Annotated in this window: 16 protein-coding genes; 7 read left to right on the forward strand and 9 right to left on the reverse strand. The window is 70.3% G+C overall.

What is annotated here, in order from left to right:
* Positions 1-55: 55 nt before the first annotated feature.
* Positions 56-586: a hypothetical protein gene (locus M6B22_RS04340; RefSeq protein WP_269444552.1), complete on the reverse strand. Its 531-nt coding sequence runs from the start codon at positions 584-586 to the stop codon at positions 56-58.
* Positions 587-643: 57 nt separating this feature from the next.
* Positions 644-2,728, reverse strand: a complete 2,085-nt coding sequence (locus tag M6B22_RS04345; protein WP_269444553.1) for a KAP family P-loop NTPase fold protein — start codon at positions 2,726-2,728, stop codon at positions 644-646.
* Between the two features lie 424 nt (positions 2,729-3,152).
* Between M6B22_RS04345 and M6B22_RS04350 the strand changes: the two genes are divergently transcribed.
* The 6 genes from M6B22_RS04350 (at position 3,153) to M6B22_RS04375 (ending at position 8,775) form a co-directional block, all read left to right on the forward strand.
* Positions 3,153-3,515, forward strand: coding sequence for a hypothetical protein (locus tag M6B22_RS04350; protein WP_269444554.1), 363 nt, complete (start codon positions 3,153-3,155; stop codon positions 3,513-3,515).
* Entirely contained in the window at positions 3,512-4,114 is a 603-nt protein-coding gene (locus M6B22_RS04355) for a hypothetical protein (RefSeq protein ID WP_269444555.1), read from the forward strand. The genes M6B22_RS04350 and M6B22_RS04355 overlap by 4 nt, the downstream gene beginning before the upstream one ends.
* A gap of 40 nt (positions 4,115-4,154) precedes the next feature.
* Positions 4,155-6,191 carry a sensor histidine kinase gene (locus M6B22_RS04360; RefSeq protein WP_269444556.1) on the forward strand — a complete coding sequence of 679 codons (2,037 nt, stop codon included), beginning with the start codon at positions 4,155-4,157 and terminating at the stop codon, positions 6,189-6,191.
* A complete protein-coding gene (locus M6B22_RS04365; RefSeq protein WP_269444557.1) occupies positions 6,188-6,817 on the forward strand; it encodes a response regulator in 630 nt (209 codons plus the stop codon). Before M6B22_RS04360 ends, M6B22_RS04365 begins: the two co-directional genes overlap by 4 nt.
* Before the next feature lie 201 nt (positions 6,818-7,018).
* Complete coding sequence (locus tag M6B22_RS04370; protein ID WP_269444558.1) at positions 7,019-7,558, forward strand: CGNR zinc finger domain-containing protein; 540 nt, start codon at positions 7,019-7,021, stop codon at positions 7,556-7,558.
* 65 nt (positions 7,559-7,623) lie between these two features.
* A complete protein-coding gene (locus tag M6B22_RS04375) occupies positions 7,624-8,775 on the forward strand; it encodes an MFS transporter (RefSeq protein WP_269444559.1) in 1,152 nt (383 codons plus the stop codon).
* Between the two features lie 27 nt (positions 8,776-8,802).
* Here the strand turns inward: M6B22_RS04375 and M6B22_RS04380 are convergent, their stop codons facing one another.
* The 5 genes from M6B22_RS04380 to M6B22_RS04400 are packed head-to-tail and all read right to left on the reverse strand — an operon-like array spanning position 8,803 to position 12,131.
* Positions 8,803-9,747 (reverse strand): ROK family glucokinase, encoded by a 945-nt coding sequence (locus tag M6B22_RS04380; RefSeq protein WP_269444560.1) that lies wholly within the window; start codon positions 9,745-9,747, stop codon positions 8,803-8,805.
* Positions 9,748-9,755: 8 nt separating this feature from the next.
* Complete coding sequence (locus M6B22_RS04385; RefSeq protein WP_269444561.1) at positions 9,756-10,085, reverse strand: hypothetical protein; 330 nt, start codon at positions 10,083-10,085, stop codon at positions 9,756-9,758.
* A complete protein-coding gene (locus M6B22_RS04390; RefSeq protein ID WP_269444562.1) occupies positions 10,078-11,274 on the reverse strand; it encodes an ArsA family ATPase in 1,197 nt (398 codons plus the stop codon). Before M6B22_RS04390 ends, M6B22_RS04385 begins: the two co-directional genes overlap by 8 nt.
* The gene (locus tag M6B22_RS04395; RefSeq protein ID WP_269444563.1) at positions 11,271-11,708 is read right to left on the reverse strand and encodes an SRPBCC family protein; all 438 of its coding nucleotides are present in this window, start codon (positions 11,706-11,708) and stop codon (positions 11,271-11,273) included. The genes M6B22_RS04390 and M6B22_RS04395 overlap by 4 nt, the downstream gene beginning before the upstream one ends.
* 21 nt (positions 11,709-11,729) lie before the next feature.
* Positions 11,730-12,131, reverse strand: coding sequence for a hypothetical protein (locus M6B22_RS04400; protein WP_269444564.1), 402 nt, complete (start codon positions 12,129-12,131; stop codon positions 11,730-11,732).
* A 153-nt stretch (positions 12,132-12,284) separates the two neighbouring features.
* Between M6B22_RS04400 and M6B22_RS04405 the strand changes: the two genes are divergently transcribed.
* The gene (locus tag M6B22_RS04405; RefSeq protein ID WP_269444565.1) at positions 12,285-14,135 is read left to right on the forward strand and encodes an AMP-dependent synthetase/ligase; all 1,851 of its coding nucleotides are present in this window, start codon (positions 12,285-12,287) and stop codon (positions 14,133-14,135) included.
* A gap of 1 nt (position 14,136) precedes the next feature.
* Here the strand turns inward: M6B22_RS04405 and M6B22_RS04410 are convergent, their stop codons facing one another.
* Entirely contained in the window at positions 14,137-15,261 is a 1,125-nt protein-coding gene (locus M6B22_RS04410) for a glycosyltransferase family 4 protein (protein WP_269444566.1), read from the reverse strand.
* Positions 15,262-15,264: 3 nt separating this feature from the next.
* Positions 15,265-16,512, reverse strand: a complete 1,248-nt coding sequence (locus M6B22_RS04415; RefSeq protein WP_269444567.1) for a hypothetical protein — start codon at positions 16,510-16,512, stop codon at positions 15,265-15,267.
* Between the last annotated feature and the right edge of the window lie 28 nt (positions 16,513-16,540).

Genomic DNA, 16,540 nt, shown 5'->3' on the forward strand with positions numbered 1-16,540 from the left:
TAGGGATGCCCCGAAGCGGGGTCCTATCGCACGCCAAGTGTGCGAGACGTTGGCGTCAATTGCCGTCGCGTTCGCGAATCTGCGCTCGGAGCTGCGCGACGACGTCCGCCCTCGCGTGTGCTGGAATGCCGAGCTGCTCGATCGCCTGCTCGCATAGACGCTCGGAGATCGCGTCGGCATGGATGAACAGCTCGCGCACCTGGTCCGCATCATCGAGCATGCGCTGCATTCCTACGGTGTTTATCGAATCTTCGACGTGGTCGCGGAAGTAGCGGTGCGCCAGCCTGTTGCGCTCGTTCACCGACTGCTCCAGGATCGCCTTGTCTCCATCGCTGAGGCCCCCATACTTGCCGACGCGACGGGCCAGGTCGGACGCTGCTTTGCGGAACTGACCCTCGAACGTGCGGTCCCAGTCGGACCGTTCAGCGATGTGCCCGTTGACCTGCCGTACCAGGACGATGGCGTTGACGAGCCCGTGTTCGAAGACCTGCGCGAAGTACATCGCGAGCCCGTACCGGGCGTAGGTCTCGCGCTGGCGCGACCCATCGTCGGGCAGGTCAGCGATCGCATCGAGGGCGAGTTCCACGAAGCTGACGGTAGACCTCGGCCGAAGTGCCCGCGGTGCCCCACGCAACGGCGCGCGCTAGTCATCGTCGCCGAAGTCGGGTGGCTTCCATCCGCCCAAGTACCGATCAGCTAGGTCGATTAGGGATGCGAAATCCTCGGAGTCGTCGAAACCGCGCGCCCGATCCACGGCATCTCTGACCGCATCCTGCGATCCGAAGACCGTGACCAGCGCCTCCCAGGACAGTCGCGCCGACCTCCGGACGGCGCGACTTCCCGTCGCCTGACTCCGTATGAAGCTCCGAGCGTCGCTGATCACTGCTACGAACAGTTCGGGAGTGCCGTTGTTCTTGAGGTATGCCGGGACGTCGGCACCGAACTTGTGCGCACCGTAAAGGAGGCGGAGCAGATCGCGTTCGCCCGCCAACACTGCCGGCGGGGTAGCGACGACCTGTGCGCCCAGCTCCGTTTCCAATGCTGCGGCGTCCGCCTCGGCGACGAGCCTGTGCCCTGCACCCTCCTGGTGCCCGACGATCGTTATCAGCTCGAGGCGTGACGACAGGTAGCGAATCTGCGGCAGCGCGGCCTTCACTATGGCGAGAACATCGTCTTCGGTTTCCAGCTTGCGGATCAAACGAAGCACAACCCGTGCGACGACGATGCGTGCATCGACCAGATCCCAGACTCCGCGCTGGCGCTCTGGGACGGATGGGAGCTTATTGAGCAAGACCACCGATGCCGGGAGGACAGACTCCGCCCGGTACTCGTGCTCATAAGCCGTAAGCGCTGAGATGACGTCTTCCAGCAGGCTCGGCTCGATCTCGTCTAGTGCCGCCTCTAGAGCGGCTTGGTCAGTGAAATGTCCGTACAAACGTTCAGCGGCGATGAACGCGTCCATGCCCTCGCCAGCGAGTCGTTCCAGATAGCGACGCAGTATCTCACCGTGGGCAACGCGTCGCGCCTTGAACCACGAGGCGAGCCAGTCAGACCCGTGGCGACTCCCCGAGGTGTACCGCAACCCCGCAGGGAAGAGGCGCTCCATCATTGCTGAGGCGATGTCGCGATGTCCTTCGGACTCGGCCGTCGCAATCAGCGATTCGACAGCTGCCTTGCCGATGTCATCTCGGCCGGCGTGGATTGCGAACGTGTCCCGCACTTCGGTCAGGTAGGCCTGGCATCCATAGATCGCATTGAACGTATCGGGCATGAACACGCGGATCGCCTCAAGCGCTAAGAGATCGACGAGCTCGATGTCATCCTGCAACTCTCGGAGCGAGGCGTCTATCGAGCTGGCGAACCGGCGGACGTCCCGCATGTTCTTGATCAACGGCCAGACGATCTCGGATAGGACATCCGGCCAGCGAGCTTCGTCGAATCGGATGCGAGCGCCCGTGGCATCGATCGCTTCGTTCAGCACGCGTCCGAAGGTGGTCAGGAGCAGTCGCTCTGGCAGCTGCGGAATGTCTACCGTCGTCTGCATGATCTTTTCGAGGTAGTCGCGGCCGACGACGCCATCGTCAGTCAGCGCCTCTTCGACCCGGCGACGATCAAAGGCGAGCAGGTAGATCACGTTGGGGAAGCTCGCCGTGAGACGGACCAGCTTGAAGATCTCGCGCACCTCGGCCGTGGTGAGACGGTCGATATCGTCGATGACGACGACGATCGGCACGTCCAGGTCGCTCAGATGCTTGACCAGGTCGGCCCGGCGGGTCTGGATGGTGCCCTTACGCTCGTCGCTCACCTTCTTGACGTAGCCTGAAGCGCTGCGGAAGCGGGCCAGCCAGGCTCCGACGACCGGCAATCCCATGAACGGCGTGAGTAGCTGGGCGTACGAGTCAAGCGAGTCGGCGATCGCTGTGAACCGCTTGCCCTTGAGCCGCAGCTGACCAGCCATCTCGTTGAAGAAGGACTCCATCAGCTGCTCGGCGCCCGAGAACATCCACGGGTTGAAGTCGAGTACCGGCACCGCTGGCATCTGGGCCAGGTTCTCTCGGACGAGGTTGACCAACGAGGTCTTGCCGGAACCCCAAGGACCGAGTACGCCAAAAACATAGCCACGGCTGGCGTCGACGACACGCAGGCTGTCAGACACCGACTTGGCGACCTTGCCGCGACGAAGCAGGTCGTCTGAAGCGCTCTCGATTGGATTGTCTGCCTGAGGCATACCCCTATCTCCCCATCATGCACATTCGGCGTCAACCAAGATCACGCCCCGCGTGGGGGACCAAGGAGCGTCAGGGTGCGCATAACCATCACGCACACGACGAGATCAGCGCTCGCCTGGCACGCGCTAATCGGCGATCGGGTCGGTCGGCGTGATCGAACGTAGTGAACTGCCGAGTGCCGGCGGTCGCCATACGTACGCACTAGGCGACCGGCCCGATCCGTCGATTGTGAGCGCGAGTCGCGCCCACATGGCTGCGAGCACCGCGCCGACCCGCAGGTGCTCGCATCGGGCCAGGTTTGACGTCGCGCGCCGGTCGATCGGGAGATCTTCCCGGGCCGGTGGGGAACTGGTCTCTTCTGCTCGGGAGTGTCGGACGGCGAAGCTGCTGGGCGTCCGTTACCCAGTTGCGAAGGAGCAGCCCATGAACACCCGAACTCTGACGGTCCTGGCGGTCGCGCTTGGCCTCGGCAATCCCATCGCTGCGATCATCACCAGCGTCGAGCACGCCCCGGACAGCGAGCCGGTCATGCTGGCCCTGATGCTGCTCCCGTGGCTGGTCGGCGCCGAACTCCTCCGGCACGGCCGGATCACCGCCGGCGCAGTCGTGGTCGGTCTGCTGTCGATCTTGGACGTGGTGAGCTTCCCGGGATGGAAGCGCACGTCCGCGTTGGACTGGACGACCCAATCGATCACGGCGCTGGCGGCTGCGGTGTCTCTCACGCTCGCAGTCGCCGTTCTGATGCGGGCGCACCACCGCACAATCGCGGCCGGAGCTGCGCGGTGAAGGCGCGCCTCGCGGCGCTGACCGCGCTCATTCTGGCCACCGGAGCCGCCTTGGCGACGCCCGCGTCGGCCGACACCGCGCCGGTGCTGGCATGTGGTTCGACGATCACCACCTCGTGCAGCCAGACCGCGCACTTCTCCGACCTGAACGAATGGCAGACGCCGCTCGGCGCCGGTACCGGCTGCCCGTCCTACGTCATTGCCGACTACGTGCTCATGGTCGGCAGCGGCAATGGAGTCGAGCACAACAACATCAACAAGGCGGGCGATTTCTGGGCGACGAACACCTTCACCGGCGATGTCACACTCAGCTTCTACGACCCCGCCAACGTCGATGTGACCGTTGTCGACGACCAAGGCGATATCACCGCGACACCGACCGGCCCGGCAGACAACGTCGTCGCCGGTCACCTGACCCAGTGGTTCGGAGTGTCCGACAACAAGCAGAACGGGCAGTTCGGCTTCACCTTCTCCTTCAACGGCACCGACCAGTCCGGCGCCGCACTGGCGATCCACGGAAACAGCCACGCCAACTGGACGCCGGGCAGCGAAGCCTTCGCCGGGCCGCCGCACCACTCGATCAACACGGCAAGCTGTTGAGTTCATGACGATTCGACCCTCCCGGCGGGACCATAGGGTCGTGACTGTCGCTACCACGACGGGCCGCCGTCACGCCTACGGCGTGGCGGCGGTTGTCGCGCTCGTCGCGCTGACCCTCGCCGCGTCGATGGCCGCGGCCGCGGTCGACAAGGGCAACCACGACTACTACCTGGACGAGATCGTCGGCGGGGTGGTCAGCGCGATCACTGCGGTGGTCGGCGCGATTGTCGCGTTGGCTGCGCCGCGCAACGTGATCGGCTGGTTCATCCTGGCCAGCGGAGTGATCGGCGCGCTGGCCGAGGCGCTCACCGAGGCCGGCGTACACGGTGTCCGGACCGCCCCCGGATCAGTCCACGGCGCGGCGTACCTGGTGACCTTCGGGGTAGCGTTGCGCACCCTGGCGCCGTTGCTGACGGACGCAGCCGTCCCTGCCTATTTCCCGGACGGGCGCCTGGCCGGGCCACGCTACCGCTGGCTGGGCTGGACGCTGACCGCCACCGCGCTCGTGGCGGTGATAGCCAGCCTCGTCGCGCCGATCGAGACGCGGCTGGGCAACCACTGGCACGGCCCGTTCACGCCCGCCGGCAAGCTCGGGGACAACCTGCAGGGGCTCGACGTCCTCGGCGTGCTGCTGATCATCGTCTGCGCGGTCGGCGCCTTCGCCGGGCTGGTACATCGCTGGCGACGCGGCGGACCGGTGGTGCGTCAGCAGTTGCTGCTGTTCGGCTGCGCGATCGCCGTGTCGGCGCTGTTCCTCATCGCTGTGCTGGCCGTCGTCACCACATCGAGCAGCAGCGGGCCGCCCCGGTTCGTGTTCTCCCTCGCCGGCCTGCCACTGCCGATCGCCGTCGCGGTCGCTGTCCTCAACCACGGCCTGTACGACCTGCGCCGGGCGGCCAACCGCACCATCCTCTGGTTACTGCTCACCACCAGCATCGCCGCCATCTACGTCGCGGTCGTCGTCGTTGCGGCTGCCGCCAGCCCGGACAAGTCCGCGTGGTGGCCACCGGCGCTGGCCGCAGGGGTCGCCGCGCTCGCGCTCGTGCCGCTGCGCGACCGGCTGCAACGTGTCGTGCACCGCGTCGTCTATGGACGATGGCGCGACCCCTACGAGGTGCTCTCGGGCCTCACCGCGCAGCTCGGGGCCACCGGTGACGTCGAGCGCCTGCTCGATGCCGCCGTCGCCCAGCTCGGCACTGAGCTCGACCTGGAGCTCATCAGCGTGCGCGATGCCTCCGGGACGCTCGTCGCCGGCGCGGCCGAGCGCGCGAACCGGTCAGTTCCCCTGCACGCGTACAACACCGTCGTGGGCGAATTGTGCTTCAGCCAGCCGGATCGCCAGCTCAGCGACTCAGAGCAGCGGCTCATCCGCGACCTCGCCGCGCACCTCGGCGGCACCATGCACGCGCGTTCCCTGCTCGACGACCTGCAGCGCACGCGCGAACGCCTCGTGCTGGCACGCGAGGAAGAGCGACGACGACTGCGTCGCGACCTGCATGACGGGATCGGGCCGGCGCTCGCCGGCCTCACCCTCAAGGCCGAGACCGCACGCGCACTACTGACCAAGGACACCGACGCGGCAGCGTGGCAGCTGGCCGATCTCAGCGAACAGATCCGGGCCACCGTCGTCGACGTGCGACACATCGTCGAAGGACTGCGCCCACCTGCACTCGACGAACTCGGGCTCGTCGACGCCTGCCGCCAAGCGGTCGACCGGCTCACCCGCGGCTCCGACGTCACCGCTGAACTGCGCCCGGGTCCGGACGTGACGACGTTGCCGGCCGCGGTCGAGGTGGCCGCGTTCCGGATCGTGCTCGAGGCGGTGACCAACGTCGTGCGCCACGCGCACGCACGCCAGTGCTGCGTGACGCTCGCCCACGATGACACCGACCTGGTCGTGGTCGTCGTCGACGACGGCACCGGCCTGCTCGACGGCCCCGGAGCCGGACACGGTCTGGCGACCATGCGCGAACGGGCCGAAGAACTCGGCGGCACCCTGTCCATCGTCCCGGCCGAGCCCGGGCTGCGCGTGACAGCCGTACTGCCGACCCGGCCCGCCGGGACCGTGACATCGTGACCCGCGTGCTGATCGTCGACGACCACCCGGTGTTCCGCGACGGCCTGACCGGGCTGCTCGCCACCCTCGACGCCGTCCAGATCGCCGGCGCGGTCGGCACCGCAGAACAAGCCCTCGACGCGGTACGCCAGTCGCCGCCCGACGTGGTCCTGATGGACCTCAACCTGCCCGGCGCCTCCGGCGTCGAGGCGACCCGGCAAGTCCTCGACCTCGCGCCGGCCACCGCGGTCCTGGTCATCACCATGGTCGACGACGATGACTCGGTGCTGGCCGCGCTGCGCGCCGGAGCCCGCGGTTACGTGCTCAAGGGCGCCTCGGCGGAAGAGATCAGCGCGGCGATCCGCACCGTCGCGGCCGGTGGCGCCGTCTTCGGCGCAGCAATTGCCAGCCGCCTTGCCGCCCAGCCCGCGCCAAGCGCCGCGGTACCACTCGGCCCCAACCTGACCCACCGAGAAAGCGAAGTACTGGCGCTACTCGCGGACGGCCTGAGCAACAAACAGATCGCCCGCACCCTGGACCTGTCGCTGAAGACGGTGCAGAACCACGTCTCCCACATCCTCGACAAGCTCCAGGCCGCCGACCGCACCCAAGCCGCGCTTCGCGCCCGCGGGATCACGCCGCGCTGAACTCGAACCAGCCGGTGCGACGGCCGCTCCGGGTGCATCAGGTCGTGCGTCACTCGTCTGTCACCTCGTGCATGACTAACCAACTACGAAGTGGCAAGCAGTTAGGCTGCCAATGGTGCTCGGACCGGATCAGCTGTGCGCTAAGGGCACCCCTCGGTGATCATAACCAGACGATCGAGTGCCAGTGGTTATGCTCAAGACGTGGAACGTCCGCTGACCGGTGAACCGCTCAGCGTCGACCTGCTCAACACCGTATGGGTCGAACGCGGCCAGGACCGCGATTGGCTGGCTACCGTGTCCGGCTTGCGCAGCTGGCTGCGGGAGCGCGAACTGCCGGCTGGGCGCACCGACGAGCACGTGCGGGCGACGCTCGTGCATACCCGGTCGGTACTCCGAGCTGTGATCGACGGGCTCGCCGGGGCCGAGGAGCAGCTCAATGCCGTCCTGGCGCGTGGGTTGATCGTTCGGGCACTCGACCATGGTCAGCTCCGGGAGCGGGTGGTACTCAGCGATGAGACTTGGCGCCTTGCCTGGCAGGCCGCCGACGACTACCTGCACCTACGCAGCACTGGCCCGGCGTCGATTCGGCGCTGCGCACAGCCGCCCTGCGTCCTGTTCTTCTATGACCCGTCCGGCCGCCGCCGCTGGTGTTCGATGGCCGGGTGCGGCAACCGGGCCAAGGCTCGGCGGCACTACGCGCGGGAGAAGGCCGTTGGATCCGGCCCCGAGCCGGCCGCGTGACCCGGGCGGACCGGGCCCGATCGGTGCGCGACAGCGGACCGGCACCGACTGCCGCCTCTCGCGGGATGTTGATGGTGCTGACCGGCGCGGCCTTTCTGATCTTCGCGCAGGCCTTCATGATCGCCCCGATCCTTCCGCGCCTGGCGCAGGTCTTCGGCAGCCGAGTGGGACTCATCGGTCTGGCGGTGCCCGCCTATCTCGTCCCGTACGGCGTGGCGAGCCTGGTGTGGGGGCCGCTCGCGGATCGGATCGGGAAGCGTCCGGTCATCATCGTCTGCCTGGCCACATTCGCCGGCCTGACCGCCGCCACGGCCACCGCAACCGGGGCGGGCGCGTTCATCCTGTGGCGGGCCGCGGCCGGCCTGGCTGCAAGCGGAATCATCCCGGTCAGCGTCGCGCTGATCGGCGACGTCGTGCCCTACGACAGGCGCGGGCATGCCCTCGGGTGGCTGTTCGGTGGCATGGCCGGTGGCATGGCCATCGGCTCCACGGCCGGGGCCCTGGCAGAACCCGTCGTCGGCTGGGCCAGCCTGTTCCTGGTCGTCGCCGTGGCCGCCGCCATCGCCGCTGCGTTCGTGGCCGGCACGGTGCCGGGTCAGCCGCGACCGGTCTGGTCCGAGCCGCGCCGAGCGGTGGCACGTGGCTATCTCGATCTGCTGGCTGACTCCCGCGCGCGTCGTACCTACTACTTCGTCGGGTTCAACGCGGTGTTGCACTCGGGGATCTACACCTGGCTCGGGCTGTACCTGCACCAGCGTTTCGGACTCGGGCCGATCGGTATCGGTCTGGGCCTGCTCGGCTACGGCATTCCCGGTTTCCTGCTCGGGCCGGTGATCGGTCGGCTGGCCGACCGAGTCGGGCGGGCCCGACTGATACCGTCCGGCCTCGCGATCGGAGCGTTCATCGCGCTCGGACTTGCCGCCCCGGCACCGCTGGTGGTCGTGGCCGTGCTGGTGACCGCGCTGTCGCTCGGTTACGACCTGACCCAACCCCTGCTCGCCGGTATCGTCACCGACCTGCCCGCCCGGCACGGCCAGGCGGTCGCGCTGATGGCCGTCACGTTGTTCACCGGCTTCGGCGTCGGCAGCTTGCTGTTCCAAGCCGCACTCAGCTACGGATTCGCCGTCGCGTTGACCATCTTCGGGGTGGCCGCCCTGCTTGCCGCCGCCTTCGCCGTGCCGATCTTCGCGGGTGAACGCGCTCCTCGCGCGCTCTGATGCCACAAGCTCATCGGCGAACCGCGGCTAAACGGCGCGGCGGGCCAACTCGGCGGCGCCGACCAGGCCGGCGTCCGGGCCGAGCGCAGCCAGCGCGACCCGAGCGAACGGACGGAAGCCGCGACCGGTCAGGGTGTGCTCGAACTCCTCGCGGGCCGGGCGCAGCAGCAACTCGCCGGCGGCAGAGACCCCGCCACCGATCACGAACACCGACGGGTCCAGGGCGGCGGCCAGCGAGGCCAGCCCGCGGCCGAGCCAGCGCCCCATGTCCGTGCAGATCGACGATGCGGCGGGATCGCCGGCGGCGGCAGCGGCGGTGACGAGTGGTCCGGTGATCTCCTCGGCGCTGCCGGCCAGCTCGATCAGCCGGGCGGCGGCAACAGGCGACTCGGCCGCCAGCTCGCGCGCATCGCGAGCCAGCGCCCGTCCCGACGCATACATCTCCCAGCAGCCCCGGTTGCCGCAGGCACACAACCGCCCGTCGGGAACGAGCGTCATGTGCCCGTACTCGCACGCCAGCCCGTACGCGCCACGGTAGACAGCGCCCCCGAGCACCAGCCCGCCGCCGATGCCGGTGCCGAGCGTGACGCACACGACGGCCGGCTCGTCCCGCGCGGCGCCGAAGCGGTACTCGGCGTACGCCGAGGCGTTCGCGTCGTTCTCGACGATGAGCGGCAGTTCGATCCGCCCGGCCAGCGCCTCACGCAGCGGCTCGTTGCGCCAGGCCAGGTGCGGCGAGAACAGCACAGTCGCCCGGTCGTTGGAGATCCAGCCCGCCGCCCCGATTCCCGCGGCGCACACGTCGTGCCGCGCAGCGAGCGAGCTGACCACCTCAACGATCACGTCCTCGGTGGCGCGCACGTCGGTGCCCGGCGTGGCGCGGCGTTCGCGGTCGATCACCCGGCCGGCGTCGTCAACCACTCCCCCGGACACCTTGGTGCCGCCGATGTCGACACCGATGGCCAGCGGCATGAAGGCGCTCAGCCCTCGTCGCCGGCAGGCTCGCCACCGAGGTCGATGCGCTGCACCCGCGGCTTGTCCTCGGGTTCGGAGGCATGCCCGCCGGCGCCGGTCGCGTCCAGCAGGTTGCGCAGCGCCGACACGACCGCGCTGCCCGCCTCGGCCACCCGCTCGTTCACGTCCGGACGCTCGCCGCGCAGCACCGCCATGAGCTGGCACAGCGGGCACCACTGGCAGGTCGACTCGTGCTCCCCGGCCGGCGGAAAGGTGCGCGTCGCCCAGTCCTGGACGGCATGCAACATCCGGCCCAGCTCGTCGCCGCCGAGACCGCCGCTCGACTGCTCACTCATCGCGATCGCCTCCCGGGACCACCGAACGGAACCGCACCCGCAGCCGCGCACCGTCGAAGTCGCCGCCGGCGACCTCGCAGCGTCGCAGCCGGCTCGGCAGCGACAGCACCCGCCGGTGCCCGCCGACCGTCACCACCAGATCGTCACCCGCACGCACCGCGTCGACGGCGGCCCGCTCGGCCAGCGGCAGCGCGAGGCTCAGCACGAACGAGTCGCCGTCCGCGTCCACACGCATCAGATCGGCGGCGCCCACCGGCGCCGGGTCCGCCCCGGGCAGCGTGCCGTAAAGATCAGCCGCGACCTCGCGCAGTGCGTCCGCACCCACGGGTTCGCCTGCGCGGTAAGGCAGTTCGCGCACCGGCAGCCCGGCGAACGACTCACGGATCGAGGCCAGCTGCACCTGCTGCGCGGCCGCCCAGCCCTGCCGCCACTCGTCGTCACCGGCCGGGAACACCCGGTTCGCCACCACCAGATCGACGTTGTACCCGTACAGCGCGAGCGCGGTGAACGTCCGCCGCGCCTCGGCCGCCACGACGGCCTCCGGGGTGAGCACGAGCCGCACCGAGGTCACCTGCGGGTCGCCGAGCAACTGCTGCACGCCGGCCAGGTCCTCGTTGAGGCGCAGCAGCGCGTCGAACAGGCTGTCCGGCGGGATCGCGTCGCCGCGCCCGAGCACGGTCGCGATCGGACGCATGCCACGCGCCAGCCGGCGCTGCGCCGGGAACACCTTCTGCAGGTACCAGGCCAGCGCCTCCGGCAGCGCGAGCAGGCGCAGCGTCTCCGCCGTCGGTGCGCAGTCGACGACGAGCGCGTCCCAATCGCCGGTCAGGGCGAGTTCGCGCACCGCGAGCAGCGCGAGCACCTCCTCCACGCCGGGCAGCACCGTCAGCTCGTCAGCCGTGATCGGGTCCACACCGCCGCGCGAGAGCAGTTCGGTGAGGAAGTCCTGCACGTCGCGCCAGGCCGCCTCGAACCGGCGCTGCGTGTCGAGCTGTACCGCCCACAGTGCCGGGGCGACCTCGCGGGGCTCGCCGGACAGCGGCACACCCAGCGCGTCGGCCAGCGAGTGCGCGGTGTCGGTCGACAGCAGCAGCGTCTTCACGCCGCGGTCGGCCAGACGCAGCGCGGTGGCCGACGCGGTGGTGGTCTTGCCGACCCCGCCCTTGCCGGTGAACAGGACGATCCTCATCCAGCGGACTCGACGTACTTCTTGAGTTCCTTGAGCGCGGTGTCCATGACGATCCGCTCACCCTTGCGTTTGAGCATGCCGAGCATCGGGATCATCAGCTCGACCGACAGCGAGTAGGTGACGTGCGTGCTGCCGCCGCGGGTCTCCAGCGTGTACGAGCCGCGCTGGGCCCGCATCATCTGCCCCTGCACCAGCGTCCACTCGACGCGCCGGTCGCCGTCCCAGACGTACTCCAGCTCGTACTGGTCGCGGAACACCCCGGCGTCCAGGGTGAAGGCCACGCGGCGGGCTCGGCCGTCCGGACCGGTCTCGAGCACCTCGGTCTTCTTCACCGAACCGGTCCACACCGGGTACTTCTCGAAGTCGGCGATAGCCGCCATGATCGCGCCGGGCCCGGCGTCGATCACGATCGACTGGGTCGACGCGTCGCTCACCTGCGACAGGCTACCGGCCCGTCAGCCGGAGCGTCGGGCGGCGATCCGGGAAATCCGGCCCGGATCCAGTTGGGAGCCCAACGACCAGAACAACTCCTTGGCGCCCAGCCGGTAACGCCGCGTGAGCCCGGTCACGGCGCGGCGGCGCAGCGTTCGCCCGCCCGTCCCGTCCAGGCGCAGGAAATAGTGCGCGACGACACCGTCCAGCGCAGGCTCCAGCCAGACCTCCATCGAGCCGGCCACCGTGCCGCCCTCGCTCGGCCCGACGAACCAGCGCATCCCCTTCTCGCCACGCCGTTCGTCGACCTGCAGGTCCAGCCGCGGCCACCACTGGCGCCAGTTCGCCGGCTCGGCGACGATCGCGCCGAGGGTGGCCGGCCGCGTGCAGATCCACGTCGAGTCGACGATGTCGATGGCGGGCACCGGCCCACGATCCCAGACCAGGCGCGCGCAGTCGCGTCGAGACGGGCAAAGGGTTACGGTGACCGCACCGCCCGGGGCCCGCTACGGCGCCCGGCGGCGCCCCGGTCGACCGCAGCACAACCACAGCAGAACCGCAGAAGGGACGACGGACGAGTGCAGGAGCTCCATGTCGCCAGCACGATCGGCACGCTGATCCAGAACAACACTGCGGACTTCGTCTTCGACAACGCGGCGAACCGCCCGCAGCACATCGCGCTGCGGCGCCGGGTCAAGGGCGCCTGGGTCGACGTCACCAGCGCGCAGTTCGCGGCCGAGGTCACCGCGACCGCGAAGGGGCTGATCGCGGCCGGGATCGCGCCCGGCGACCGGGTCGCCGTGATGAGCAAGACGCGCTACGAATGGACCGTCGCCGACTTCGCGCTGTTCACGGTCGGCGCGGTCGTGGTGCCGATCTACGAGACGTCCAGCGCCGAGCAGGTCGAGTGGATCCTGTCCGACTCCGGCGCGCGCGGGGCGTTCGTCGAGACCGAGGCGCACGCCGCCATCGTCGAGTCGGTGCGCGACCGGGCACCTGATCTGATCGCCGTGTGGCAGTTCGACAAGGGCGAACTGGAGCAGTTGGGCACCACCGGCGCCGAGGTCGGCGACGAGGAGGTCACCAAGCGACGCACGGCAGTCACGCTCGACGACCTCGCCTCGATCATCTACACGTCCGGCACGACCGGCCGGCCGAAGGGCTGCCAGCTCATTCACCGCAGCTTCGTCACCGAGGTGACCGAGCTGCTGGACGGGCTGTCCGAGTTCTTCAACGAGGACACGTCCACGCTGCTGTTCCTGCCGATCGCGCACGTGTTCGGCCGGGCCATCGAGGTGGGCGCGCTCGCGGCCGGGTGCACGCTCGGCCACAGCTCGGACATCAAGAACCTGCTGGACGACCTGGCGGCCTTCCGCCCCACCTTCGTGCTGGCCGTGCCGCGGGTGTTCGAGAAGGTCTACAACGGCGCCAAGCAGAAGGCGCACGGCTCGGGCAAGGGCAAGATCTTCGACGCGGCCGAGAGCGTCGCGATCCGGTACTCGCAGGCGACCGAGCACGGCACCGCACCCCTGCTGTTGCGCCTGCAGCACGCGGTGTTCGACAAGCTGGTCTACGGCAAGCTGCGTGCCGCGCTCGGCGGGCAGTGCATCGCCGCGGTGTCCGGCGGCGCCCCGCTCGGCGCGCGCCTGGGCCATTTCTTCCGCGGCGTCGGCATCACCATCTACGAGGGCTACGGGCTCACCGAGACGACTGCGGGGATCGCGGTGAACCGGCCGGGGGCGCTCAAGGTCGGCACCGTCGGGCGCCCCATCGGCGGCGCCACGGTGAAGGTCGCCGAGGACGGCGAGCTGCTGTTCAAGTCGCCCGTCGTGTTCTCCGGCTACTGGCAGAACGAGGACGCGACGCGTGACGCGTTCAGCGAAGACAGCGACGGCGACGGCGGGAACGGGGGCAGGCCGGCCACTGCGCGCGGATGGTTCCACACCGGGGACATCGGCGAGATCGACGCCGACGGGTTCATCACGATCACCGGCCGCAAGAAGGAACTGATCGTCACCGCGGGCGGGAAGAACGTCGCCCCAGCCGTGCTCGAGGACCGGGTCCGCGCGCACTGGCTGGTCGGGCAGGTGCTCGTGGTCGGCGACCAGCAGCCGTTCATCGGCGCGCTGGTCACGATCGATCCCGAGTCGCTGCCGGTCTGGCTGGAGCAGAACGGCCGCGCCGCCGACACCCCGGTCGCCGACCTCGTCGACGATCCGGCGCTGCTGGCCGAGATCCAGTCCGCGGTGGACGAGGCGAACAAGGCGGTCAGCAAGGCCGAGTCGATCCGCAAGTTCACGATCCTCGGCACCGACTGGACGGAGGCGGGCGGGCAGATCACCCCGTCGCTCAAGCTCAAGCGTGGCGTCGTGATGAAGGAGAACGCCGAGCAGATCGACGCGCTCTACTCCGGCAGCAAGCGGGGCTGAATCAGGACTGCAGCAGCTCCTGCAGTTGCCCGGCCAGCACGTCCCAGCGCCACGCGCGCTCGACCCACGCCCGGCCGGCCTTGCCCATCCGGGCCCGCAGGTCGGCGTCCTGCAACAGCTCGACGAGCCTGCTCGCGACGGCGTCGACCGACGTGCCGTCGACGACGTATCCGCTCTGGCCGGCCAGCACCGCGTCCGGCGCGCCGCCCGAGTCGCCGGCCAGCACCGGCAGCCCCACCGCGGACGCCTCGAGGTACACGATGCCCAGGCCCTCGACGTCCATCCCGGCCCGCCGCGTGCGGCACGGCATCGCGAACACGTCGCCGGCCGCGTAGTGCGCGGCCAGCTCGGGGTACGGCACGCCGCCGGTGAGCACGACGTGGTCGATCACGCCGTGCCGGGCGGCCAGCTCGAGCAGCTCGTCGTGGTACGGGCCCTTGCCGACCAGCAGCAGCGCGGCGTCCGGGACCTCGCGGCGCACGAGGGGCAGCGCCTGGATCAGGGTGTCCTGGCCCTTGCGCGGAACCAGCCGGGAGACGCACACGATCACCGGCCGGCCGCTGAGCCCGTGCCGCACACGGACCACCGAGCCGTCGACGTCCGGGCGGAAGGTCTCGACGTCCACTCCAGGTGTGAGCCGGCGCAGGCAGGCATGCGGGCCGAACGCACCCGCCAGCCGGCGCCGGGTGTACTCGCCGAGATAGGTGATCACGTCGCAGTGCCGGCCGATCCGGCGCAGCGCCTGGCGCCCGCCCGGCAGCATCGCCCAGCCGACCTCATGCCCGTGCGTGCTCGCCACGATCCGCTGCGCACCCGCACCGCGCAGTGTGGCAGCGAGCAGGCCGAGCGGTGCGGACGCGCCGAACCACACCGCGCTGCACCCGTGCTCGCGCAACACCGCGGAGATCCGCCGCGCGGCGCCCGGGGTCGGCAGTAGCAGCCCGGTCCGGTGCCGCACGACGGGGAACGGCTGCGCGGCGTCGAACCCCGCTGACCCCTCGTGGTCGGAGGCGTAGACGACCACCGATCCGGCCGGCTGGCGCACCGCGAGTTCGTGCACGAACGACTGGATGCCGCCCTGCCGGGGCGGGAAGTCGTTCGTGACGATCAGCGTCCGACGTGTCACGGCTCAGCCCAACTCGCGGATGAGGTAGGCGCGCCACTGCGCGGTGAACGCGGCCAGGGACAGGCCCACCGCGGCGTGCAGCGCGGTGGCGACCGCCTGCGCGGCCGGCGCCACGGCCGTCCCGACTGCGCGGTAGAAGCGGGCCAGCCCGACGACCCCGGCGCGCGCCGCGAGCAGCCGGCAGGCCAGCCACGCCTGCTCGTACGCCTGGGCCCGGCCCGGGGCACCGGCCGCGAACGCGCTGTCCGCGGGTAGGGCCGCCGGGACGTCGCCGGCCAGGACGTCCCGGCGCAGCTCGGCTGCGGCGACGGCCACCGACTGGCCGCTGCCGCGCTCGCCGACGTAATCGGCGAAGCCTTCGACGACCCAGCGAGGCGTGCTCTCGGACGTGTCCGCTGCCGCGGCCAGGTGGGTGAGCTCGTGCCGGATCACGATCTGCTCGCCCACGCCGGACAGTGTGCCGGGGGCCGTCGGCGACAGCACCAGGCGCTGGCCGTACGGCCGTCCGGTCACGGGGTCGACGCCGGCCGTGACCGCCGTCGCGGAGACGTCGGCGTCGGCGGTACCACCGGTGAGCGCCGCGAACTCGGCGCCGTCGGCGGGCACCACGACGGCCACCCGCTGCGACCAGGCGCCACCCCAGACCGCCGTCACGGCCGGGACGGCGGCGTCGGCGACACCGGCCAGGCGGGTCAGCGCGGTCGCGTTCGCGATGTGCCCCAGCACCAGGCTCGACGTGCCGCGGGCGACGACAACAGCGCCGAAGTCCCAGGGCCCACGCCAGCTCGTCCCGCCCGTGTCGGCCAGATCGTCGTCGCCGGCGAGCAGCACCCGGCCGCCGCGCCGCACGAACGTCCACCACAGGTCGTGCCGGTCCGGATCGGCGTCCACGCCGCGCAGCCGGTACTGCAGGCTCACCCGGACGATCCGCGCGGGTGCCCCGTAGCGACGCGTCGCCGCTGCCAGGGCGGTGCCGTCGGTGACCGGCGCGGCGACCGAGTAGCGCCAGGACTGCAGCGGGACGTCGGCGAGGTTGTCGAGCTGAGCCGCCTGCCGCGACCGGAACGCCTTCGCGGCGGCCGCGGTGTCGACGTCGGCGAGGAAGCCGGCCCGCGACCCGGTCAGCAGCTCGCGCGCGTGCCTGGCCAGCAGCTCGCTGATCTCCGCGACGGTGGGGGCGTCACGCCGGTGCCCGCCGCCGGAGGAGCAGGCAGCAGCGGTGCCGGTGAGCAGCAGCATCACGGCGAGCACGCGCGCGACGGACCTGGGCCGGGCCCGG

This window comes from Jatrophihabitans cynanchi (genome assembly GCF_027247405.1).
GTDB classification, from domain to species: domain Bacteria; phylum Actinomycetota; class Actinomycetes; order Mycobacteriales; family Jatrophihabitantaceae; genus Jatrophihabitans_B; species Jatrophihabitans_B cynanchi.

What these genes read in the sequence shown, in the direction of transcription:
- M6B22_RS04345 (WP_269444553.1), bottom strand. Translation starts at nt 2,728, where the DNA reads ATGCCTCAGGCAGACAATCCAATCGAGAGCGCTTCAGACGACCTGCTT.
- M6B22_RS04390 (WP_269444562.1), bottom strand. Translation starts at nt 11,274, where the DNA reads ATGAGGATCGTCCTGTTCACCGGCAAGGGCGGGGTCGGCAAGACCACC.
- M6B22_RS04380 (WP_269444560.1), bottom strand. Translation starts at nt 9,747, where the DNA reads ATGCCGCTGGCCATCGGTGTCGACATCGGCGGCACCAAGGTGTCCGGG.
- M6B22_RS04385 (WP_269444561.1), bottom strand. Translation starts at nt 10,085, where the DNA reads ATGAGTGAGCAGTCGAGCGGCGGTCTCGGCGGCGACGAGCTGGGCCGG.
- M6B22_RS04375 (WP_269444559.1), top strand. Translation starts at nt 7,624, where the DNA reads ATGTTGATGGTGCTGACCGGCGCGGCCTTTCTGATCTTCGCGCAGGCC.
- M6B22_RS04350 (WP_269444554.1), top strand. Translation starts at nt 3,153, where the DNA reads ATGAACACCCGAACTCTGACGGTCCTGGCGGTCGCGCTTGGCCTCGGC.